At 44.1% G+C, this 21142-nt stretch carries 22 protein-coding genes; 6 read left to right on the plus strand and 16 right to left on the minus strand.

Translation table 11 applies throughout. The features are described from left to right. Nucleotides 1-326: 326 nt before the first annotated feature. Nucleotides 327-1238, plus strand: coding sequence for a hypothetical protein (locus tag QZX97_RS00110; RefSeq protein WP_295650131.1), 912 nt, complete (start codon nt 327-329; stop codon nt 1236-1238). An 18-nt stretch (nt 1239-1256) separates the two neighbouring features. On the opposite strand, the gene QZX97_RS00115 is transcribed toward QZX97_RS00110, so the two are convergent. From QZX97_RS00115 to QZX97_RS00125, 3 genes are read right to left on the minus strand one after another with little or no spacing between them, the layout of a single operon-like run. After that, complete coding sequence (locus QZX97_RS00115) at nt 1257-1829, minus strand: isochorismatase family protein (RefSeq protein WP_295650128.1); 573 nt, start codon at nt 1827-1829, stop codon at nt 1257-1259. A gap of 44 nt (nt 1830-1873) precedes the next feature. After that, on the minus strand, nt 1874-3154 hold the full coding sequence (locus QZX97_RS00120) for an MFS transporter (RefSeq protein ID WP_295650125.1): 1281 nt from the start codon (nt 3152-3154) through the stop codon (nt 1874-1876). A gap of 22 nt (nt 3155-3176) precedes the next feature. Continuing rightward, nucleotides 3177-3605: a MarR family transcriptional regulator gene (locus QZX97_RS00125; RefSeq protein WP_295650122.1), complete on the minus strand. Its 429-nt coding sequence runs from the start codon at nt 3603-3605 to the stop codon at nt 3177-3179. 413 nt (nt 3606-4018) lie between these two features. Between QZX97_RS00125 and QZX97_RS00130 the strand changes: the two genes are divergently transcribed. Genes QZX97_RS00130 through QZX97_RS00140 form a run of 3 tightly spaced genes read left to right on the plus strand, consistent with a single transcriptional unit; the run spans nt 4019 to nt 7408 of the window. Beyond that, entirely contained in the window at nt 4019-5116 is a 1098-nt protein-coding gene (locus tag QZX97_RS00130) for a Nif3-like dinuclear metal center hexameric protein (protein WP_295650120.1), read from the plus strand. Then, entirely contained in the window at nt 5116-5859 is a 744-nt protein-coding gene (locus QZX97_RS00135) for a C4-type zinc ribbon domain-containing protein (RefSeq protein ID WP_295650118.1), read from the plus strand. The genes QZX97_RS00130 and QZX97_RS00135 overlap by 1 nt, the downstream gene beginning before the upstream one ends. Before the next feature lie 58 nt (nt 5860-5917). Next, entirely contained in the window at nt 5918-7408 is a 1491-nt protein-coding gene (locus tag QZX97_RS00140) for a tetratricopeptide repeat protein (RefSeq protein WP_295650115.1), read from the plus strand. Here the strand turns inward: QZX97_RS00140 and QZX97_RS00145 are convergent. The 8 genes from QZX97_RS00145 to ffh form a co-directional block, all read right to left on the minus strand. Then, complete coding sequence (locus tag QZX97_RS00145) at nt 7405-8475, minus strand: PA0069 family radical SAM protein (protein ID WP_295650113.1); 1071 nt, start codon at nt 8473-8475, stop codon at nt 7405-7407. The two genes, QZX97_RS00140 and QZX97_RS00145, sit on opposite strands and share 4 nt — an antisense overlap. 43 nt (nt 8476-8518) lie before the next feature. Further along, nucleotides 8519-8638 carry a LuxR C-terminal-related transcriptional regulator gene (locus QZX97_RS00150; protein ID WP_295650110.1) on the minus strand — a complete coding sequence of 40 codons (120 nt, stop codon included), beginning with the start codon at nt 8636-8638 and terminating at the stop codon, nt 8519-8521. After that, nucleotides 8610-9167 carry a response regulator transcription factor gene (locus QZX97_RS00155; RefSeq protein ID WP_295650108.1) on the minus strand — a complete coding sequence of 186 codons (558 nt, stop codon included), beginning with the start codon at nt 9165-9167 and terminating at the stop codon, nt 8610-8612. Before QZX97_RS00155 ends, QZX97_RS00150 begins: the two co-directional genes overlap by 29 nt. After that, entirely contained in the window at nt 9133-9888 is a 756-nt protein-coding gene (locus QZX97_RS00160) for a sensor histidine kinase (protein WP_295663950.1), read from the minus strand. The genes QZX97_RS00155 and QZX97_RS00160 overlap by 35 nt, the downstream gene beginning before the upstream one ends. A gap of 720 nt (nt 9889-10608) precedes the next feature. Beyond that, the gene (locus QZX97_RS00165) at nt 10609-10986 is read right to left on the minus strand and encodes a hypothetical protein (RefSeq protein WP_295650104.1); all 378 of its coding nucleotides are present in this window, start codon (nt 10984-10986) and stop codon (nt 10609-10611) included. A gap of 429 nt (nt 10987-11415) precedes the next feature. Then, nucleotides 11416-12354: a hypothetical protein gene (locus QZX97_RS00170; RefSeq protein WP_295650101.1), complete on the minus strand. Its 939-nt coding sequence runs from the start codon at nt 12352-12354 to the stop codon at nt 11416-11418. Between the two features lie 84 nt (nt 12355-12438). Continuing rightward, a complete protein-coding gene (locus QZX97_RS00175) occupies nt 12439-13101 on the minus strand; it encodes a hypothetical protein (protein ID WP_295663953.1) in 663 nt (220 codons plus the stop codon). A 284-nt stretch (nt 13102-13385) separates the two neighbouring features. Next, entirely contained in the window at nt 13386-14714 is a 1329-nt protein-coding gene (gene ffh / locus QZX97_RS00180; protein ID WP_295650083.1) for a signal recognition particle protein, read from the minus strand. Between the two features lie 204 nt (nt 14715-14918). Between ffh and QZX97_RS00185 the strand changes: the two genes are divergently transcribed. Both QZX97_RS00185 and QZX97_RS00190 read left to right on the plus strand, forming a co-directional pair. Then, the gene (locus QZX97_RS00185) at nt 14919-15428 is read left to right on the plus strand and encodes a carbohydrate binding family 9 domain-containing protein (RefSeq protein ID WP_295650082.1); all 510 of its coding nucleotides are present in this window, start codon (nt 14919-14921) and stop codon (nt 15426-15428) included. Nucleotides 15429-15458: 30 nt separating this feature from the next. Continuing rightward, nucleotides 15459-17372 carry a DUF5916 domain-containing protein gene (locus QZX97_RS00190; RefSeq protein WP_295650081.1) on the plus strand — a complete coding sequence of 638 codons (1914 nt, stop codon included), beginning with the start codon at nt 15459-15461 and terminating at the stop codon, nt 17370-17372. Here the strand turns inward: QZX97_RS00190 and QZX97_RS00195 are convergent. The 5 genes from QZX97_RS00195 to QZX97_RS00215 form a co-directional block, all read right to left on the minus strand. Continuing rightward, nucleotides 17369-18376 carry a DUF3078 domain-containing protein gene (locus QZX97_RS00195; protein ID WP_295650080.1) on the minus strand — a complete coding sequence of 336 codons (1008 nt, stop codon included), beginning with the start codon at nt 18374-18376 and terminating at the stop codon, nt 17369-17371. The genes QZX97_RS00190 and QZX97_RS00195 overlap by 4 nt on opposite strands. A gap of 82 nt (nt 18377-18458) precedes the next feature. Next, nucleotides 18459-19205 carry a hypothetical protein gene (locus QZX97_RS00200; RefSeq protein WP_295650079.1) on the minus strand — a complete coding sequence of 249 codons (747 nt, stop codon included), beginning with the start codon at nt 19203-19205 and terminating at the stop codon, nt 18459-18461. Nucleotides 19206-19266: 61 nt separating this feature from the next. Then, on the minus strand, nt 19267-20100 hold the full coding sequence (locus QZX97_RS00205; RefSeq protein WP_295650078.1) for a glucosaminidase domain-containing protein: 834 nt from the start codon (nt 20098-20100) through the stop codon (nt 19267-19269). A 70-nt stretch (nt 20101-20170) separates the two neighbouring features. Further along, complete coding sequence (locus QZX97_RS00210) at nt 20171-20707, minus strand: glucosaminidase domain-containing protein (protein ID WP_295663955.1); 537 nt, start codon at nt 20705-20707, stop codon at nt 20171-20173. Between the two features lie 3 nt (nt 20708-20710). Continuing rightward, nucleotides 20711-21142, minus strand: a 432-nt coding sequence (locus QZX97_RS00215; protein ID WP_295663958.1) for a class I SAM-dependent methyltransferase, incomplete at its 5' end; no start/stop codon positions are given.

The raw sequence follows: 21142 nt of genomic DNA on the forward strand, positions 1-21142 counted from the left end.
ATTTCAAAAAAACATGGGTGTTTATGGGTGTTTAATTTTTTGTTTCAATTCCTGATTCTCGACTCTTGATTCTAAAAGTACATAGGTATTTATGGGTGCTTAATTTTTTGTCTCGATTCCTAATTCTCGACTCTTGATTCTAAAAGTACATGGGTATTTATGGGTATTTCAAAAAAAATCCGTCAAAGTGGGCCTGTGAAATCAAAAACATCACCCATCAAATCAGCGGTTCCCACAATATACAAAAAATCCCCGGCATTGTAAAAATTTAGTTCAATGTGTCCGGTTTGTTCGTTTTCACACATTAAGCTGTATTTTAGCAACCTATGCACAAAAGGTATCTGTTTGTATTGCTCTTTTTTATTTTGCTGTCTTTTTTATCCTGCAAAAACCGCCTAAAGCCGGAGACGCCATCGTTTAAAAGCGTGTTCGGTATACAATTTACCGAGGTGAAGCGGGTGTTCGACAATGGCCTCAGCTTCGCGCAAAACGGCTACCAAATGAAACCCGATTGGCAGCTCACTTTTATATCGACCGACTCCGTAAATATTTACAGCCCGGCAAAAAAAAAGTTCTTCAATTGCCCGGTCGGGTACGACCACGACTCGGTTTTCAACGTAGCTTGGGCTTGGATAAAACTACGCAAGATATGTAAAGATAGCTTGGTATTCCAGGTGTTGCACGTGCAGGACCAGGTAATAACGTACGCCAAATCGAATATGTACATGACCTTGTATGCCAACGATTACATCAAAAACCATTTGCATACCACCCCTCAAAGCCTGCAACACCCAAGCCGCAAGGATACCTTGTACATCAAACAACGCATTAATGAAGTAAACGGTGTACCCGATAGCGCATTTTCGGCAACGGAGCAAGCTGAGCTGAAAAGCCGAAGCCCACTATTAAAAGTTGAACGGGTATTACCCGAGCCCGATGAAACGGCGATGGAAGACCCCATACCAACCTATATGCTGCCCGAATACAACATCAGCATACAAAAAGCCTATGATGATTTTTCGTATTCGTTTTCAGTAATTATTGATGCAGAAGGAAAAATGGCCTTTTACCGCTCCACCACCGCTATGATGCCCGAATTTGCCGAAGCTACCAAACGCACCATGCGGGCTATCATTGCCGGTTACCTTACCCATTACCTCGACGTGAGGCCGGGCAAAACATTGGGCCAGCCCCATGCCAGTATCGTAATGATAAATGTAAAGGGGGCGAAGGGCTAAACATCCACCCAACCTACATTAACGCAAAAACGCCAATACCTCATCGGTAGTGCCCACCTCGCCCATCCGCGGGAAAATATATTTCAGGCTCCTTTCGTGCGCTTCGGCGGCAAGATCGCTCATCGCATCGCTGATGAAGGTAATGTTATAGGCCCGTTCGCTGGCCGAGCGTGCCGTACCCTCAACGCCTATACTTGTCGATACGCCGCCTAAAACGATGTTGGTGATGTTTCGTTTTTGCAGTTCATCGTGCAGGGCGGTTTCATAAAAAGCGCTCCAGGTATGCTTGGTAATATAAATATCGTCCGGGTGCGAATCGACCCTGGGGCTTATCTGGTCCCAGCCTTCTGTAAATTGCATGCTGGAAGTACTACCCGGACTTGCCTCTTTTCGGCTTTTCGTCCATTTTGCACCGGCATGGTTTACATTCACCAAAACAATAGGTTTGCCCGCTTTGCGGAAGGCCGCTATCAGCCTGTTAGCGTTTTCGAGCACCGTATCCATAGGGTGTGGCGCTGCCGTAAGGCCAACGATCGCGTTTTGTAGGTCGATCAATACTAATGCAATATTTTCATCTAATTCGGTGATCATAGGATTGTTTTTTGATTATGTTTTTGTTTAAGATGTTTTTACTGTTACGAGGGGCTAAGGTCGCTCAGCTCCAGATCGGTTGCCGCTTGAACCTGCTCACGCATCATTTTATACTTTTTCCTGTTTATCTTTAAAAAGCGCAGGTGTACCAAGCCTATGATAAGCGCGATGATGCCCTCGCCCAAAATAGTGTTTTGCGTACCTATTAAGTGCGATATCGCTCCAATCAACAATCCGCCAAGCGGCATCATCCCAAAAAAGGCCATGGCATAAAAGCTGACCACCCTGCCCCGCATGGCCGGTATCACTGTGGTTTGCAAAATGGTGTTGCTAATGGTGATCTGCGACATCATACCATAACCCGCCATGGCGCAAAACACCAAAAACAGCCAGTAATTGCCCTGGTGCGAAAAAAGCACCAGTCCCGAGCCAAATATCAGGGTATTAACGGCCAACACTTTCTTCAGGTTTGAGCCCGATGGCAGCGTAGCCAAAAAAACAGCTGCCGCGAACGAGCCTGCGGCAATTACGCCATCAATAACCCCAAAAGTCCGGGCGTTTCCCTTAAATATTTGTTCGGCATAAACCGGCATCAGGTTGCCAAAGGGCAACACAAACAAGCTGACCAGCGCGAGCATAATCAGGATATACGTAATTGAGGGTGTTTGTTTAAGATAGGTGAACCCTTCACGCATTTCCTGAAACACATTTTTGGTATGCGGGTTGGGATGATAGTCTGGCAGGCGCATTTGTAACAACGAAAAAATTACCGCAACAAAACTCAGGGCATTTAAAACAAAACAAATACCATTGCCAAACTGTGCCAGTATAATACCCGCTATCGGCGGACCAACAATGCGCGAAAATGTAACCATCGACGAATTGAGTGCCAGGGCGTTGGCAAGGTCGGCCTTGTCGTCCACCATTTCATAAACCAGTGATTGTCGGGCGGGCACATCAAAAGCATTGACGATACCCAATATCACGCTCAAAACAATAATGCCCCATACCGAATAATGGTTCGTCAACACCATAATGGCCAGCAATGCTGCCTGTATCATAGAGGCTATTTGCGTCACCAAGAGCACTTTGTGGCGATTATACCTGTCGGACACCACGCCACCCACTAACGACAGCACAAAAGATGGAAAAAGGCTCGCGAAAGCGGTAATGCCCAATATCAGTGTGGAGTGCGTTAAAGTATAAATTATCCAGCTTACTGCCGTTCGTTGCATCCAGGTACCCACAAGCGACACCGCTTGCCCGCTAAAAAACAATCTGAAATTGCGGCTCTTAAATGCGCTAAATGTACTATCAATCTTCATCTCTTAATATTCTCCCCTTATTTCAATCAAAATCAACCAGTTTTTTCAGTGGCTTTATTGCCTGCACCAATGCATATATCTCATCGGGTGTGCAGCTTTTTTCCAACGCGTTGCTTAGCCATTCATCGCGTTCATTGCGCACTTTAACCAATACTTCTTTGCCTACCGGCGACAGCGATATAATTACCTTGCGTTTATCAGTTTGCGAAGGGGTGCGGATGATGCAGCCCAACTCTAACAGGTGGTTCAGTATTTGCGACATGGACTGCGTGGTAATTTTTTCCATCGCGGCAAGCTCATTGGGATATAGTTGTCCGTACTGGTCGAGCAGCGCGATAGTAGAACGCTCGGTCATCGACAGGTTTTCGCCTGTTGTTGATTGTTTGCGTAGTTTTTTTACCAATCTGGTAACAACTGTGCGCAAGTCTGTAGCTAAAGCCTGGTTTTTCATTATTTGCAAGTTAAACTTGTAAGTTTACCTTACAAATATACAGCTTACGGGGTTTAGTACAAAGTCATTTTTATTTTTTTTGCCCGCAAGGGGTGGAGGGGGGTTAAAAGGCCAAAAAAAGGCCGATAAATGTTCCATCAAAAACATTCATCGGCCTTAAACCAACAACAATTCATCAATTATATTTTTATAAAAAATCAATCAGGGGAAAGAGATTTTTATTAACGTATGTATTACCCTATCCAAATACAATACCAAACAGTAAAAATGGCCTTTAATGCCGCAATTATCAGGGTTTTATGGTTCAACTTCGAAACACATCGGGGAAATTTTCACCAAAATGGGGAATTTTGTTTACACGATGGGTTTCCATTAAAATTGAAACGCTACCTTTAAACACGATTTATATGGTTATGAAACTATCTGAGCTCACCGCATACCTCGAAAGCCTCGCCCCCTTGGCCTATCAGGAAGATTACGACAATTGCGGCCTCATTGTGGGTTATCCTGATATGGAAATTACGCAAGCCCTGGTATCGTTAGATTGTACCGAAGCCGTGGTCGATGAGGCGATCTCCAGCGGCTGCCAGGTTATCATCTCGCATCATCCCATCGTATTTAAAGGGCTAAAAAATTTTAACGGCAAAACCTATGTGCAGCGGGTGGTACAAAAAGCCATAAAAAACGATATCGCCATCTATGCCATCCATACCAACCTCGACCATATTGCGACAGGCGTTAATGCCCGCATTTGCGAAACGTTAGGCCTGACCAATTGCCGCATATTGGCACCTAAAACAAGTTTGCTTAAAAAATTGGTAACCTTTGTGCCCGTAAGCCACGCCGAAGCTGTACGCATTGCTTTATTCGGGGCGGGTGCAGGCCATATAGGCAACTATAGCGATTGCAGTTTTAATACTGAAGGCACAGGCACCTTTAAAGCCGACGAAAATACGCAGCCCTTTGTAGGTGAGATTGACCAGGTGCAAAACGAGCCCGAAACAAGGATAGAAACCATTTACCCCATTAACCTCGAAAGCAAAGTATTAAAGGCGCTTTTTACAGAACATCCCTACGAAGAAGTGGCTTACGATTTGTACCCGGTTACTAATCCGTACGGCAATGTGGGGTCGGGTATGGTGGGCGAGCTGACCGAACCAATGGACGAAACGTCCTTCTTACAAATGGTAAAGCATAAAATGAAAGCCGACGTCATCCGCTATACCAACTTGCGCAACAAACCCGTTAAAACGGTGGCTGTTTGCGGCGGATCAGGCAGTTTTTTGCTAAAGCAGGCTATAGGCGCCCGGGCCGACGTTTTTATCACTGCCGATTTTAAATATCACGAGTTTTTTGATGCCGAAGAAAAACTGGTGATTGCCGACATCGGACATTTTGAAAGTGAGCAATTTACCCAGAATTTATTAGTTGAAATTATTAATAAAAAATTTGTTAACTTTGCCGTCCGTTTAACAGGAGTAAGTACAAACCCCATCAAATATTTGATTTAATGGAACAGACCATAGAACAGAAGCTTAAAGCTTTATACGAACTGCAAACCATCCACACAAAAATCGACAAAATACGTCAGGTAAGGGGCGAGCTTCCAATGGAAGTATCGGACTTAGAGGATGAGGTTGCCGGATTGGAAACACGCATACAAAAAATAAAAAGCGAACTGGATGATCTTGAAGATTCCATCGTAACGCGCAAAAACCTGATCAAGGAAGCACAGGCCAACATCAAGAAATACGAGGTTCAGCTTAACGAGGTTAAAAACAACCGCGAATACGAAGCAATATCGAAAGAAATTGAGATACAAGGCCTCGACATTCAGGTAAGCGAAAAGAAAATCAAGGAATATGGTTTTGAAATAACTACCAAAACCCAAATCTACGAAAAAGCCGTTGCCGACCTTGAAGGCCGTCAACACGACCTTGACGCTAAAAAAGCCGAATTGGATACCATCACCGGCGAAACCCAAAAAGACGAATTGGAGTTGACAGCCGAAGCTGAAAAAGCTAAAGCGAACATCGAAGAACGTTTGTTAACTGCCTACACCCGTTTGCGTTCGAACGCTAAAAACGGTTTGGCCGTGGTAACCATCAGCCGCGATTCATGCTCGGGTTGCTTTAACCAAATACCACCACAACGCCAATCGGATATCCGTCAGCGCAAAAAAATTATTGTTTGCGAACATTGTGGCCGTATTTTGGTTGATGAACAAATGGCACTTGAAGCTGAGCCTGCATAAGGTTTGGTTTTTAAATGATATATTGGCGCCTTAAATAGGGCGCCTTTTTTTTGCGACAATGTTTCGAAAGCTACTTTTTATAACCATACTGTTCCTGTGCTTCAAAGCCGATGCTTACGCCTATTTTGATTTCAATCCAAACTGTGTACGCGCCTATAAATGTATTTTAAGCCTCCGGCTGCCCGAAGCACGCGAACTCATCAATAAAGAAAAGGCGCAGCACCCCAAAAACTCCATTTACCTGCTGATCGACAATTATTACGATTTTTATTACTTGCTGACCACCGAAAACAAAGACGAGTTTGAAAAACTAAGGAAAAACAAAGACACCCGCATATCCCTTTTGGAAAGCGAAGACGAGCGCTCGCCATATTACAACTTTTCGATGGCACAAATCTATCTGCAATGGGCCTTTTTGGAGAGCCGCTTTGCCAACTATACCTCTGCCGGCTGGGCCATCAACAAAGCATACCGATTGCTGCAGGATAACACCAAAAAATTTCCGGCATTTTTACCCGATAATATCCCCTTAGGGGTAATCAATGTACTGCTTGGCTCGCTACCGGGCGGGGCCTTAAAAAGCGTACTTGGTTTTTTTGGCATAAAGGGAGACACGCAAGTCGGCATAAAAATGCTCGAAACAACGTCGGCAACTATCAAAAGCTCGGTATATGCTTATCATTACGATGAGTTGGTGTATTATCTTACCTATATCCAAACCAACGTAGCTAACGACCCGGATGCATATCAAAAAATGTTGAAGCTCACTGCAGCCGAAGACAACGCCAGCAGCTTGTTTAAAACCTATATCATCGCCTATGTTTCGCTGCGCACGGGGCACAGTAACGAGGTGATTGAGCTATTAGAGAACCGCCCGCCAGATTATCAGCCTTATCCGTATCTTGATTATATGCTGGCCATCGCAAAAATGAACCGGCAAGACAGCGATGCAAACAATTACTTCAACAAGTTTTTGAAAGATTATAACGGTGTCGACTATATAAAAGACGCTTACCTGCATTTGGGCTGGCAATGTTTGCTTGATGGCGACATGCGTCGCTATCAGGCGTTTTTGCAACTGGTAAAAAATAGGGGATATTTGTACAACGACAAAGACAAACAGGCCCTTGACGAAGCCAACGACGCCCCGGCAAACCCATATCTGCTCCGTTCTCGCTTATTGTGCGATGGGGGTTTTTATACTAAAGCACTCGCCATTGTACTGAGCAAAACACCTAACGACTTTTCGCTTGCGCGCGACAAAATTGAATACTATTACCGCATAGGCCGCATTTACGATTCGATGGACAATGATGACGAAGCCATCATCTATTATCAAAAGGCAATAGCCATAGGTAAAACATCCACTTATCACTATGCGGCAAGTTCGGCCATCCGCATCGGTATGATTTACGAGCAACGTAAAGATTTTGCCAGGGCACGCAACGCTTACCAAATGCTGTCTGGTTTCAGCACCAAACAGTTTAAAAATAGTTTGGAGCAAAAAGCCAAAGACGGGCTTGCCCGTATTGGCGCGCCATCAAATTAAAACAACTCCGTCTGCTTTCCTGCCAGTGGCGTAAAATGGCTCAAATCATAGGGCGGCATTTCCCTTCCGGCCAAAAACCTGGCGCAGGCCATCCTGAACAATTGTTGTATAGATTCCGCTATTTTGCCCTCGCCGCTCATACGTGTACCAAAACGGCTGTCGTTCAATTGGCCGCCGTGGCACTCAGCTATCATGTTCAATACTTTATCGGCCTTGTCCGGAAAAGCTTTATGTATCCAATCGGTAAAAAGTTCCGCTATGCTTCCGTTCAGCCTTACAATAGTAAACCCGGCAGACAATGCCCCCCTATCGGCCGAGGCTTTGATGAGGTTAGGTATTTCGTTGCTGTTTAGCCCTGGTATAATCGGCGCGGCCATAACCCTTACGGGGATACCGTTTTCCGATAGTTTTTGTATCACGCCAAGCCTGCCACCGGCGGTGATAGTGCGGGGTTCAAGCTTTTGTCGCAAATGCTCATCGAGCGAGGTGAGGGATACATTAACGTGCACCAGGTTCAGTTTAGCCAATTCGCGCAACAGGTCAATATCGCGCAGTATCAAATTGTTTTTGGTGATAATGCCTACGGGGTGTTTATACTTTAAAAAAACCTCAAGCAATGAGCGGGTTATTTTCAGTTTGCGTTCCAGTGGCTGGTAACAATCCGTGTTGCCCGATACCAATATCATGCTGGGCTGATAGTTTTTTTTGTTGAAATATGCTTCCAATAGCTCGGCGGCATTGCGCTTTACAATTATCTTCCTTTCAAAATCGAGCCCCGCGCTAAAGCCATAGTACTCGTGCGTATTGCGGGCATAACAATAAATACAGCCATGCTCGCAGCCCTGGTAAGGGTTTATAGAGCGCATAAAATGCAGGTCGGGACTGTTCGATTCACTGACTATTTTTTTGGGGTGCTCATCAAATATCTGCGTTGCCGAGTTTTCGAGCATGGATTCGTCAAGCCCTTCGATATGTTCGAGTACGTATTTGTTTTTCAGAAACTTGTTGTGCGTGTTTACCTGCGCTCCACGGCCTTTAAAATAATCCGGATTATCCTCATGTCCCATAAAACAAATTTGCTAAATATTTTAGCAAATTAAGGGTGCCGGGTCAAATTTCTATCAGTTTATTTTTCAACGCGTACATCACCAGCCCAACCCTGCTTTTTACGTTCAGCTTTTCAAAAAGCTGGTCGCGGTGGCTATCCACGGTCCTTGCGCTGATGGCCATTTTTTTCGGCAATTTCTTTGTAGGTCATTTCGGTGCCTACATATTTCAAAAACTCTATTTCCTTGCTGCTCAACTTAACGGTATTAATAGGTGCCTTGTATTGCAGGTTGTTCACCAGATGTCTGGCCACAAAAGGGGGATAGTAAACTTCTTCGGCCGATACGGTGTCCAGGGCTTCTTTAAAGTCTTCCGGTTCGGCATCTTTTAACAAGTATCCCTTTATGCCCATTTTTACCAGCGAAACCACGGTGTCCGCATCTTCAAACATCGATAATATGATGACGCTTACCTCCGGATAATTGCTTTTTAACCACTTTGTTGTGGCCATGCCATCCATTTCGGGCATGTTAATGTCGAGCAGGACAATATCGGGTGCAAATTTCTTGCTTATTTTTTGGGTAAATTCTTTACCGTTGCCGGCCTCCATCATTACCTCGTAGCCAACAAAATTATTGATGAGCGATGCTATCCCACTCCTGAAAAGGCGATGATCATCAACCAGGGCTACCTGAATATTTTGAGTCGACATAGGCATGTTGTTGTGATGGGTTTAAGCTGACCTTTATTTCCGAACCTTCGCCAACCGCGCTTTTTATGAGCACCGAGGCGCCGATAAGGCTTGCCCTGTTCCTGATGTTCTTAAGGCCCGAACCGTTTTTGCCAATGGCTTCATCCAAATCAAACCCTGTTCCATCATCCGAGGTTGTTAAAGTTACCAAATCCTTAGCGTATTGCAAGCTAATGTTCAAACATTGTGCGTTGGCATGTTTTAAGGTGTTGTTTATCGATTCCTGCAAAAGCCTGAATAAAACCAGTTCGGTTTGCTCGCCCAGACTAAATGCCGTGCCTTTTTGTTTGTAGTTAATGTTGAGTAGCTTGCTTTTGTTGATGCGTTCAACCTCGGTTTTAATAGACGGGATAAATCCTTTTGCCGCAAAATTATCTACACTCAGGCTGCGCGAAAGGTCGCGCAGGTCGGTTATGGCCTGCGCAACCAAATCTTTGCTTTCGGCAATGCGTTCGTCTTTTTCGCCATTGCTTAGTGTTGTTGCCGTGGCCAGGTTCAATTTTACAAATGAAAGCACTTGGCCGATGTTGTCGTGTATCTCCTGGCTGATGTTGCGCATGGTTTGCTCCTGCATCTCCAGTTGCGCCGTCAGCAACTCCTGCCTGAAGCTCGATTTAAGCCGTTCTTTTTCCAAATGGTGTTCTTTTTTATTGTTATGATAATATACAGCCAAAAAAAGCATGATTAATTCTATCAAGATCAACAATACTACAACTGCTACTATAGTAACAACAATTTGTTGGTTAGTTTCTTGCATAGGTAAAATGCATAACAATAACTTGGATAAAGGATAACACTCAACAGCGGCAAAATAATTTGATAGATGCTAAGGCCCGCTATTTGTATTTTATAAAATAAAATAAATTGCTGCGGACCCAACAGCACGATTGACCCAATACTAAAAATCAACGTTCCTCCGCTTATCCAAAAATAGGGGTTACCACTAATACTAATATCGTAATTGTCTTCACGGAGCAGCTTGGTTATCACCATTAATGAAAGCAACCCCTTTACAAACTCAATCATCACAAACGAAAAATTGTCAAATTTTATTGGCCCCTGTAAAAAGAAAAAGTTAGACAATAAAAAAACCATTACGAGGCTCGAAATTACAAGATAAATTGTTTTTATAAATCCCTTGAAATCAAGCATATTCAAGAATATCCACAATGAAATTGGCGACGACACAAGTAGGTAATAATTATAAATAACATAGGTCGTTTTTTGGCCAAACCAATTTTTATTTACCGCACAAGTTTCCGCTATACAAACGACTATTAAAAGCCACAAAAAAGGCGTTAACCTAAAAAATCTGAGTTTGCGATAAAAAATTATCGCAAACAACAAACTTACAAACTCAAAATACTGAGACCAGACAACTGTCATTACCTGTCAAATTTATTTATGGTGTCATTTGGACAATGTTTAACGGATCACCATCCCCACTACCGATGCCGCCGTCGCCTGGTGCAACATATCCGCCTGCTACCAACTTAATATCTGGTGGAATTACAGTACTTGGGTACATAAACGCTGTTAACCTGCCATTTTTAGCTGTTGGGTACTGTTTTACATACTCATCCGTATATACGCCAAATGTGATTTTCACACTTGGTGTTTTTAAAGTTTTAAGAAATTCTATTAATTCCGTTTTGTCTAATACAGCCCCATCCGAATATGCTGCCTTTACCGCTGGGTCAGTGCTGCTTTGATAAATTTTTACATAGTTTGCAACACAGCCCTGGGCCAATGTGTTGTCAACTTTTCTGTGCTTTGCCATAATAATTAGATAATTTGTGTTTAGGTGAATTTTTGTAAAGTTAGCATTGTGTTTTTACAAATTACACAGTGTTTTCACTGTATTTATTCGGTGAAAACACCTATTCACTTTGGGTTATTCCCTCGTTGCGGGGGTCATCATATTTGCCCAACTTTATAAAAAATTATTGAAGTACGGGTAAGCCGAAAACGAAAGAGTAGGCACAGAAAGATTTATGGCAAAGCTGTTCCTGTTATTGACAATATTTTTTAGCTTGTTATTGGGTGTGTTTTTCGCGATGGGACAAAAGCCTATAGAACAAAACCCTCTGGCGCAAAATTCAGCACACCTGATTACAGACCATTAACATCACCGACCCTACATCCTATCACAGCCCTCATTGCATAGCCAGGCATTGCCCTTCTGTGCAATGAGGCGCTTTACCTTTTATCAAAACGTTAAACTTACCCCCAGAGTAAATAAAAAGTATAGTCCGTTCATCTGTGTGTTGCTGGTATAATCAACTTGATTAAACGGCTTTATCAGGTAAGGCGTAAAACTTAGTTGCGTTTTGGCAACGGTGTAGGTTAACGGCATCGAGCCACTTAAAGCAAGCAGATTGTATTGCTTTACCTCTTGTTGCTTTTGCTGCGTTACTGTTTGGGTAATTATGGTTTGCGATGGCTGGCTCGGAAACAATACGTTCAACGGGTTTGAAGGCGAGGGGTTGGTTACCGCCCTTTGCACCTGCGATTGTGTATAATAAGTTTGTTCGAACGATTGGGTACCGGCATAAAGCATGGCGGTGGGTTCCACTTTCAAACCATCTTTCTTTTCGGTGCCGGTTTTAAAAACCGATATTTCTTTGGATAATTCGCCGGTATTGATGATGTCGTTGCTATTGTCTTTACCAATGCGATAGCTTGCGCCGATAGTTGCCTTAACAATATTGCCGGGGTTAAAGTACAATTGGCCATCGGCGGTAAAGTTGAAGGTCGAGAGGATAATGGGGCTGCTGCTGGTTATAAAATATTTGGTTGCCGAGATGGATCCGCCATATTGCTTTTTGTCATCGAACGAAAAGACATAGCCCGGTGTAACGCTTAACCCTTCTGATTTTGAATTTGAGCCGGATAGGTCAAAATACCCGGTGGCGTTCAAAAAGAGGCCGGATTTGGATATAATGGTAAAATTAGGTAGTAAAACCGGCACGCTCGAATTGTCGCTGCGGCCGGCATAGGTGAGGTTTGATAAATACTGTATGCCCCCGTTATAAAATACGCTTTTTGCAGGAGTTTTTTTTGAAGTATCGCTTTGGCAGGCTGCTGTATAATTGTTTAATGCTATCGCCATTATCACGGCCATAGCTAATAATAGGTGTTTTTTCATGGCGATAGGTTGAAAAAGGGTTTGGCCATATAAAATCAAAAAGGCCAGTCTTGGCCTTTTTGACTTTATGATGTCAGCTGACAATTATTTGTTTTTGGTTGCGCTCAGGCTCCCTTGCGTAGATGATGACCCTTTGATGCTTGCATCTTTACCACCAGCTTTTATATCAGTACTTGAGGCTGTGGTACCCGAAACGCTGGCATCTGCTTTTTTGGGCGAAGAGGCGGCACTGGCCGAACCGTTTGCCGATGTTGAATTGCTCGCGCTTACTTTAGCCGATTTTGCAACATGTTTTGCATGGGCAACTGTTTTACCAGACGCGGCAACAGCTGCCGATTTTTTTGCGCTAACGGCAGCATTGGCCGAGGCTGCTGTGCTTTTTGAAGCGGCTATCGCGTCGCTGGCGTTTGCTTTGGCCTTAGTTGAAGCATTAATCGCTGTGTTCGAAGAAGCATTTACCGCATCGTTCGATTTGGTAACAGCTGCAGCTGAATTTGCTTTAACATTGGCATTTGCATCCGCCGATGTTTTGGCGGCATTATTGGCTGTAGCCTTCACCGCTGCCTGGCTTTTATCTGCGGCCTGGCTGGCCACATTGGTCGATTGGCTCACAACTTTTTGTGTGGTAGTTGCAATGTTAGCTGTTGGCAATGTTGCCTGTGTTGCAACTTTGGTAGCTGTTGCTGCCCCAACATTTATTTGGGCAACACTTGCTTTGGCAACAAATAACGCTGCTGCGAAAAGCATAGGTTTAAATAGATTTTTCATGACTCTTTATTTTTTTACTTCAGTTTATGTGATAATTGTTTTTCCGGTCTTGCCTTAATGGCCGGTCTCACAAAACAATTTACAAAGAGTGTTCCAAATAGCTGTTTTTGGGGCTTCAGCGCGGTTATCGCATACGGAGGGGTTCAAAAACCGTACAAAATCCTATACATTTTTGGCGTTTCTTGTTTTGTATTGGGTACGATAAAAACAAAAAACGCCCGCTACAAAAACATAGCGGGCGTTTAAAATAAAGTAGTTGGCGTTTACATTTTTGGCATCCGTTTCATCATGCTGGCCATGGCCGCGGGGTTGCTCATTTGTTTCATCACCTTGCGCATATCGTCAAACTGTTTGATCAGGCGGTTTACCTCGGTCAAATTAGTTCCCGATCCTTTGGCTATACGGTTACGGCGGCTTTGGTTAATGCTATCGGGATTTGATTTTTCGTAAGGTGTCATCGATTGGATGATGGCCTCGATGGATTTAAAGGCGTTATCGTCCACCTCAACATCTTTCATGGCTTTGCCTACGCCGGGAATCATCCCCATCAAATCCTTCATGTTGCCCATTTTTTTGATCTGCTGTATCTGCCCGAAAAAATCATTAAAGTCGAATTTGTTTTTGCGGATCTTCTTTTGCAGCTCGGCCGCCTCTTTCTCGTCGAACTGTTGTTGGGCTCGCTCAACCAGCGATATTACATCGCCCATGCCCAAAATACGGGATGCCATACGGTCCGGGTGAAAAACATCCAAGGCCTCCATCTTTTCGCCCGTACCAACAAATTTGATGGGCTTGTTTACCACCGATTTGATGGAAAGGGCCGCACCACCGCGTGTATCGCCATCCAATTTGGTCAATACAACGCCTGTAAAATCGAGCCTGTCGTTAAATACCTTGGCGGTGTTTACAGCATCCTGGCCGGTCATGGCATCAACAACAAACAATATCTCGTGCGGGTTTAATGCGGCTTTTACTTGCTCAATCTCCACCATCATGGCCTCGTCTATCGAAAGACGGCCCGCGGTATCCACTATCACTACATTATTGCCGTTCTGCTTGGCCAAAGCCACCCCTTCGCGGGCAATAGCAACCGGGTCTTTCGACTCCATGTTGGCGTACACCGGCACGCCGATCTGCTCGCCCAATACTTTTAATTGCTCTATCGCCGCCGGGCGGTAAACGTCGCCTGCTACCAGCAATGGTTTTTTTCCTTTTTGTGTTTTTAAATAGTTGGCCAGCTTTCCTGTGAAAGTGGTCTTACCAGCACCATTCAAGCCGCCAATTAAAATAACCGTCGGCGAACCGGCAAAGGTAAGTTCGGCTGTTGAACCACCCATCAACTGGGTCAATTCGTCGTTCATTACCTTGGTCAACAACTGTCCCGGCGAAATGGCGGTCAATACGTTTTGGCCGATGGCTTTTTGCTTTACGTCGTCGGTGAAAGTTTTGGCAGTTTTATAGTTTACGTCGGCATCCAAAAGGGCCTTACGTATTTCCTTCATGGTTTCGGCCACGTTTATTTCTGTAATGGTACCTTGTCCCTTTAGTACCTTAAACGCCCTGTCGAGTTTATCCGAAAGATTTTCAAACATCGTATATAGTTCTTATTTAAACTAAAAATTTAAGCCCACAAAGTTATGATTTTGACGCGAATAGCCTCATTACTTTAGGGTGTAAAAATCCATTAAATGTTAAATCGCGTTAAAAAAATTTCCCTTAACAATAATTTAACTAAAACACCCTGTAACCGATGTTAGTTTTGAACGTCTTATAACAAAAAACTATTAACCGATTTTATGCCGCGTTTATACCTGCTCACATCTATACTTCTTTTCAGTTTAGCGGCATTGGCCCAACCCGCCGTAAAAAAAATATCGGCACAAAAAACCGTAACAGCACCAAAAATCGATGGCGTTTTAGACGACGAGGTTTGGAAAACCGCACCTGTTGCTACCGACTTCGTAGAGTTGAACCCCGTAGCAGGCCGCCACGAAAAGCCCGAAGAGCGTACCGAGGTGCGTATATTATATGACAATACAGCCATTTATGTTGGCGCCCGCATGTACGAAACAGCAAAAGAAAAAGTACAGCACGAATTTGTTAACCGCGACAATGTTGGCAATTCGGATTTTATCGGGCTGATACTGGATACTTACCTGGACGGCTTAAACGGATCGGGCTTTTATGTTACCGCGGCCGGTGTGCAGTTTGATGCCAAGTATGCGCCCAATCCTAATGGCAATAACGAAGACCCCAGTTGGAACGCGGTTTGGGAAAGCGCGGTAAAAATTGACGACCAGGGATGAACGGCCGAGTTCAAAATACCTTACTCCGCCTTGCGTTTTCCCAAAAAAGATGTGCAAACCTGGGGCATCAACTTCATTCGTAAACGTCAGGCTGAGCAAAAACAGTTGTTTTGGAACGAACTGGACCCAAAAAAGAACGGCCTGATGAACCAGGAAGGACAGTTAACGGGGATAGAAAAACTTAGCCCGCCTGTGCGGCTTGCTTTTTACCCATATATGTCGACGTATGTTAATCATTACCCATATAACACACCCGGCATTGCCAATACCACCGGTTCGCTAAACGGCGGCATGGACGTTAAATACGGCATTAACCAAAGTTTTACGCTAGATTTGACCCTGGTACCCGATTTTGGCCAGGTACAGTCAGACAATCAGGTGCTCAACCTAACACCTTTCCGTATCAAGTACAACGAGAACCGTCCGTTTTTTACCGAAGGCACTGAGTTATTTAACAAAGGCGGACTGTTTTACTCCCGCAATATAGGCGGCTATCCGATAGACTATGGAAATATTGCCCTTGGCGCCAATGAAGAGGTTGTAAAAAACCCGTCGGAGACGCGGCTGCTAAATGCCACAAAGTTTTCGGGCCGTACGTCGGGCGGTTTGGGTATTGGTGTTTTTAACGCGGTAACGCAAGCCGCCGATGCAACTGTTGAGGATACGCTTACGGGGCAAACCCGTATGGTGCAAACCGCGCCCACCACCAACTACAATATCATCGTATTGGATCAAAACCTTAAAAACAATTCTTCGTTCACGCTCATTAATACCAATGTAGACCGCTTTGGCAGCGATTATAATGCAAACGTTGGCGGCTTTGCTTATAACCTAAACAATAAGAAAAACTCATACAACCTATCGGGATTTGGCTTTCGCAGCGACCTGAGCTACCCCGACCGAAGCGATATTTCGGGCTATGCATACGAGGTCAATATAGGTAAAACCTTAGGCACATTTACATGGAACGTTAGCGAAGACCTGGTTAGCCCTAATTATAACCCTAACGATCTTGGTTTTTTGAACAACCCCAACTATTTTGACCACGATATCAACACCAATTACGGCGTTTACAAGCCCAATAAATATTTTAACCAATGGAACATTTGGACCAATATCTATTACTCGCGCAGGTTTGAGCCATCGGTGTTTCAAGCCATGGACCTTGCCATCGGCGGCAATGTTACCCTAAAAAACCTTTGGCAGTTGGGCACCAACGAACATATTCAACCCGGCGGGCATGATTTTTACGCCCCCGAGGTAACCGGCCTGTATTTTAATACCCCATCAAGCTACCGCTTCAACTTTTATGGAAACACCAACCGAGCCAAGCAGTTGAGCGGCGGTTTTTTTGTGCAGGTTGTGGAGGTAAATAATGGCCAAAACTCTTATACCAATACCAACGAGCTTTTTTACACCCTGCGTATCAACAACCATTTTAGCTTTGGCGAAGACGTTACTTATAACCCGCAACGCGATGTTTATGGGTTTTTTACTGTTGATGCCAACAACACCTCGGTGTTTTCGTTGTATAACCGCAACACGGTGGAGAACATATTTAACCTGAAATACACTTTTAATAATGTGATGGGGCTTACCCTGCGCGTTAGGCATTACTGGAGCCGGCGTAATAATGTGATTTATTATAACCTGCAGCCAAACGGCAGTCTGGTGCAACGCATACCATCAGAGTTTAACGCCAGCAACGATGAAGATTTTAATACCTTTAACGTGGACATGGTATATCTGTGGGAGTTCGCACCCGGCAGCGAGCTGAGCGTGGCCTACAAAAACTCATCCTTAACTGATGTTTACCCCGGTGAACCGGGCTATTACCATAACCTGAACAATACTTTCAGTCAGCCTGCAAATAACAACTTCTCCATCAAGGTGCAGTATTATATCGACTATCAGAGCCTGAAAAAGAAAAAAGGCAGCAGTTAAGGGAACTTATATACTATCCCCAACGCCAGACCCTGCGATGCCTGTATTTTGCTGTTGGTGGTAATGTCGTACAGCATGGTGCCGTTCAGGGTAACATTGATCAACCGGTTTACGTGTGCCGCTAAGGTGGCGTCAAGGCGGTGGGTGATATGGCTAAAATTGTTGTACGGGATAAACAACGCATAACGCGCCTGCAGGTTCATGTTCTGGGCAATGTCCTTATTGATGCTCGATACCACCTGGAAAGCCAGCTCGTTCCGGAAAATGCTGCCTGGTGTTACCCCGTAATTTCCCGATATATTGTGGTAAACTGTGGTATCCAAAACAAAGGTTTGCCTGGCGGTACCTGTTCCCAAACGGATGTCAACAAATTTATCCGGCTTATATTCAAAACCCAGCGACTCTGTAAAATAACCCGGCGACATAAATTTTGAAATAAGCAGGGGAGGTAGCGCATTCCCCGATGCATCTACCGGATATTGGTATCCCGGCGCAAACTGCGACTCAAAACTTACCGAACCAAAAAAGTACCATCTTTTGGATAATTGGGTTGCCAGCTTATTATCGAAAAAAATACGGTCATTGGTTTTATGGGCTATTTGACCCGAATTTTTCGAAATACCGTATATCATCAACAGTTCCGTAGTAAAGCTTTGTGGTTTTTGATTGTATTCCGCTTTAAAATCGAAGTTATTGCCCAGGGCTATGGAGTTTACACCGCCTCCGCTCCAGTTATTACTGAACGATGATTGATTAAGGTTGATACCCAATACGAGGCTTTTGCGCCAGTAACTCACCTCATACGGCAGGGGCGAAACGGGTATCAATTCCGGGTGAAGGTTGAGTGGCCGGCTGCGCACCGGCAATACGTTTTTTGGCGGTTCAACCCTGTATTTGTTCAGGATGCTGGTGTCTATTTTAGTGGAATCGGCTTTTTGGGCTTCGCTTTTGTTTACTATAAATAGAAAGGAGGCAATAAATATGCAAAAGCCAATTTTTGACATGCGGCAAATTAAATCATTTTTTTTGAAAATATAAACGACGAATTGGGCAGTAATTGCTTGTTATTATACAAAACAAACCCCGTTATGGCGCAGTGCTCAACGGTGGCAGGGTATAAACGTTAGGGTTAAACTTATAGCGTTCATAGCTGCTCTTTATATACCTTACAAAATCATATTCGTTTGATTGTAGCACAAAATAGTAGGTTGGTCGGTATTTAAACATGAAATCCGTCAAGCTAAAATCTTTAAGACCGGTAACGCTCTCCACCAATGTTTTGTTAAAGCGCGCATCTATCACGTTTTGCTCGTAATCCCTTTGTATTGTAGCGCGCAGTCGCGCGGCATTACGGCCCTTAAAGCTTAGCATATTGTACAAGGCATCAATGCTTAGTCCTACTCCAACGCCGTTTCCTCCGCCAATGGACAACAGGTCGCGGTTGGCCAATGTTCCGTAAACCCTGTCGTATTCGCGTCGTGTAGCTTCGTAGCGTTTTTCGGGGTCTAAATTGTCCCTTATCGTAACTTCCTTTAATGGTATGCTGGTAGGTTTCAAGTATACTGCCAGTGTAGCCTCGGCGCCCAATTTAAGGGTATCGCTAAAATAGCCGAATTTGGAAAAAATAAGGACATCGCCGGGTTTGGCATTGATTTTAAACTCGGCCTTCAGGTTATCAAAATTGTTGGCCCCCGAGCTGGTATTTTGGATATTAACTTTGGCAATACGCTCTTTGGTATCCTTATCAAACACAATCCCGTCGTACTGCTTTTCCTGCGCAAAGGCAAGCGGTATCCGGATTATCCATAACAGCACGATCAAACGAAACTTCATTGTCGATAAAACTAACCTATCTGTTTGTTATTGTACCACCTTTTAACAAAAATTAACATCGCTACTTTGCTATCACCAGTTGCTGGCCTATTTTTATGTTGTTATCGCCCATGCGGTTCAGCGTCTTTAATTCGTCAACGGTCAAACCAAAACGCTTCGATATATTATAAAGCGTATCGCCCTGCTTCACGGTGTATAACTTGTTTACCGGGGTAACTTGCACAATCGAGTCCTTAATGTCTTTCCCCATGTTGGTAGTTATCTGGTTAAATACTTTGTCCTCTCGTTTCGTTTTTTGAACAGGGTTGGTATCCGGCCGGTCGTACTGGTCAAGGTTGTATTTTTCGATTATATTTATGATTAACGATGGGTAGTTAGGATTGGTTGCGTAACCTGCAGCTTTTAAACCTCGTGCCCATCCTTTATAATCATTCTTATCCAGCTCGAACAAGGCGGCGTAGTTTTTCCGGCGCAAAAAGTTGGAATGGTCGCGGTACGAGTCTTCGGGGTTGCTATATACCCTGAAACATTCGTTGGCAGCATCGTCGTTTTTATAATAGCTTTTGCCTGTCCAGCTGCTGCCACATTTAATGCCGAAGTGGTTGTTAGCAATACGTGCCAAATCGCTGTTGCCATTGCCCGATTCAAACAAGCCTTGCGCCAACGTAATACTTGCCGGTATGCCATAGGCATTCATTTCCTGTATGGCAATGAGCTTAAACCGTTGGATGTATTGGTCAGGAGTATAGGTTTGATAGGTTACCCCGTTCTTTGTTACTTCTTTTTGTATTTCCTGGTTGTTGCGCCGCGCCTGACCGTTGGAAATGGATTTTTTTCGCGAAAAGCAGGAGGCTAATGTTAATAGGATGAATAGCGCGCAGGTGGTTTTCCGCATGGAGTGGTACAAATTTTACTTTTTAGTAAAACTACACTTTTAAAGCAAAAAACAACACGGGTTTTAGTTATCAATTTGCTCCCGCAGCAACCAATGCTCCGCTTTGTGTGTTATCGGGGTTTTCGTCGAGGGTATTTAGCTGATATTTGGTAACCAGGTTCAACACTTGTGCAGCCCATTTACGGCTACTGGCGTAACCGGCTTTTTGTATACCGTGCGCCCAACCTAAATAATCGTAATGGGTAAGCTTATCGGCCAAGGCGCTGAATTTTGTTTTCTCGGTCATGATTCGGGCAAAATCATCAAAAGATTCTTCCGGCGAGTCGTATTTTTTATACGATGTGCTCACTGTTTTTTTGCGGCGCTTGTAAAACACCAAGCCATAACCCTTCATTCCAAATTGGTTGTTCAGGTTTTTAGCAAGCGCGCTATTGCCATTAGCCGACTCATGCATGGCAATGGCCAAAACAATGCTGGCAGGCACGCCTGTTTGGTGCATTACGCGGATAGCTTGATCTTTAAATTTTTCGATATAAGATTGCGAAGCATTTTGCGCCCAGGCGTCAACTGAAACAAACAACAGTGCAAGTAGTAAGATTTTTTTCATCGTTTACTTTTTTCTGATGACCATAATACCATCCCTAACCGGAAGGATTAATTTTTCCACCCTTTTATCCGCATTGATGGCATCGTTAAAATCACGTATCAAGCGTGTGTCGGCATCATTTGCCGCTTCGTCGTACACTTTTCCCTTCCACAACACATTGTCAACCAAAATTAAACCGCCAGATCTAACCTGTTCAAATATCAAATGATAATAGGCCAGATTGCTTTTTTTGTCGGCGTCAATAAATGCAAGGTCGTAAATTTTATCGGATAATTCCAAAAGAACTTCCCGGGCGTCGCCAAAATGGGGGTATATCTGCTTGTCAGGGTCCGTCTGTGCAAGGGCCTTGGTTATCATTTCTTCCATTTCGGGGTTCACCTCAATGGTGTGTAATTCACCGCCTTCGCAAAGGCCTTCGGCCAGGCAAATGGTGGC

It is taken from the genome of uncultured Mucilaginibacter sp. (genome assembly GCF_903893715.1).
In the GTDB taxonomy this organism is placed as follows: domain Bacteria; phylum Bacteroidota; class Bacteroidia; order Sphingobacteriales; family Sphingobacteriaceae; genus Mucilaginibacter.

Excerpts from the sequence above, each read along its gene's own strand:
- QZX97_RS00135 (WP_295650118.1), top strand. The coding sequence starts at position 5,116 with ATGGAACAGACCATAGAACAGAAGCTTAAAGCTTTATACGAACTGCAA.
- QZX97_RS00115 (WP_295650128.1), bottom strand. The coding sequence starts at position 1,829 with ATGATCACCGAATTAGATGAAAATATTGCATTAGTATTGATCGACCTA.
- QZX97_RS00210 (WP_295663955.1), bottom strand. The coding sequence starts at position 20,707 with ATGAAAAAAATCTTACTACTTGCACTGTTGTTTGTTTCAGTTGACGCC.
- QZX97_RS00185 (WP_295650082.1), top strand. The coding sequence starts at position 14,919 with ATGCCGCGTTTATACCTGCTCACATCTATACTTCTTTTCAGTTTAGCG.
- QZX97_RS00165 (WP_295650104.1), bottom strand. The coding sequence starts at position 10,986 with ATGGCAAAGCACAGAAAAGTTGACAACACATTGGCCCAGGGCTGTGTT.
- QZX97_RS00120 (WP_295650125.1), bottom strand. The coding sequence starts at position 3,154 with ATGAAGATTGATAGTACATTTAGCGCATTTAAGAGCCGCAATTTCAGA.
- QZX97_RS00195 (WP_295650080.1), bottom strand. The coding sequence starts at position 18,376 with ATGTCAAAAATTGGCTTTTGCATATTTATTGCCTCCTTTCTATTTATA.
- QZX97_RS00110 (WP_295650131.1), top strand. The coding sequence starts at position 327 with ATGCACAAAAGGTATCTGTTTGTATTGCTCTTTTTTATTTTGCTGTCT.
- QZX97_RS00170 (WP_295650101.1), bottom strand. The coding sequence starts at position 12,354 with ATGAAAAAACACCTATTATTAGCTATGGCCGTGATAATGGCGATAGCA.
- QZX97_RS00155 (WP_295650108.1), bottom strand. The coding sequence starts at position 9,167 with ATGTCGACTCAAAATATTCAGGTAGCCCTGGTTGATGATCATCGCCTT.
- QZX97_RS00205 (WP_295650078.1), bottom strand. The coding sequence starts at position 20,100 with ATGCGGAAAACCACCTGCGCGCTATTCATCCTATTAACATTAGCCTCC.
- QZX97_RS00175 (WP_295663953.1), bottom strand. The coding sequence starts at position 13,101 with ATGCTTTTCGCAGCAGCGTTATTTGTTGCCAAAGCAAGTGTTGCCCAA.
- QZX97_RS00130 (WP_295650120.1), top strand. The coding sequence starts at position 4,019 with ATGAAACTATCTGAGCTCACCGCATACCTCGAAAGCCTCGCCCCCTTG.
- QZX97_RS00200 (WP_295650079.1), bottom strand. The coding sequence starts at position 19,205 with ATGAAGTTTCGTTTGATCGTGCTGTTATGGATAATCCGGATACCGCTT.
- QZX97_RS00140 (WP_295650115.1), top strand. The coding sequence starts at position 5,918 with ATGTTTCGAAAGCTACTTTTTATAACCATACTGTTCCTGTGCTTCAAA.
- QZX97_RS00150 (WP_295650110.1), bottom strand. The coding sequence starts at position 8,638 with ATGGCCATCAGCGCAAGGACCGTGGATAGCCACCGCGACCAGCTTTTT.
- QZX97_RS00145 (WP_295650113.1), bottom strand. The coding sequence starts at position 8,475 with ATGGGACATGAGGATAATCCGGATTATTTTAAAGGCCGTGGAGCGCAG.
- ffh (WP_295650083.1), bottom strand. The coding sequence starts at position 14,714 with ATGTTTGAAAATCTTTCGGATAAACTCGACAGGGCGTTTAAGGTACTA.
- QZX97_RS00125 (WP_295650122.1), bottom strand. The coding sequence starts at position 3,605 with ATGAAAAACCAGGCTTTAGCTACAGACTTGCGCACAGTTGTTACCAGA.
- QZX97_RS00160 (WP_295663950.1), bottom strand. The coding sequence starts at position 9,888 with ATGCTTTTTTTGGCTGTATATTATCATAACAATAAAAAAGAACACCAT.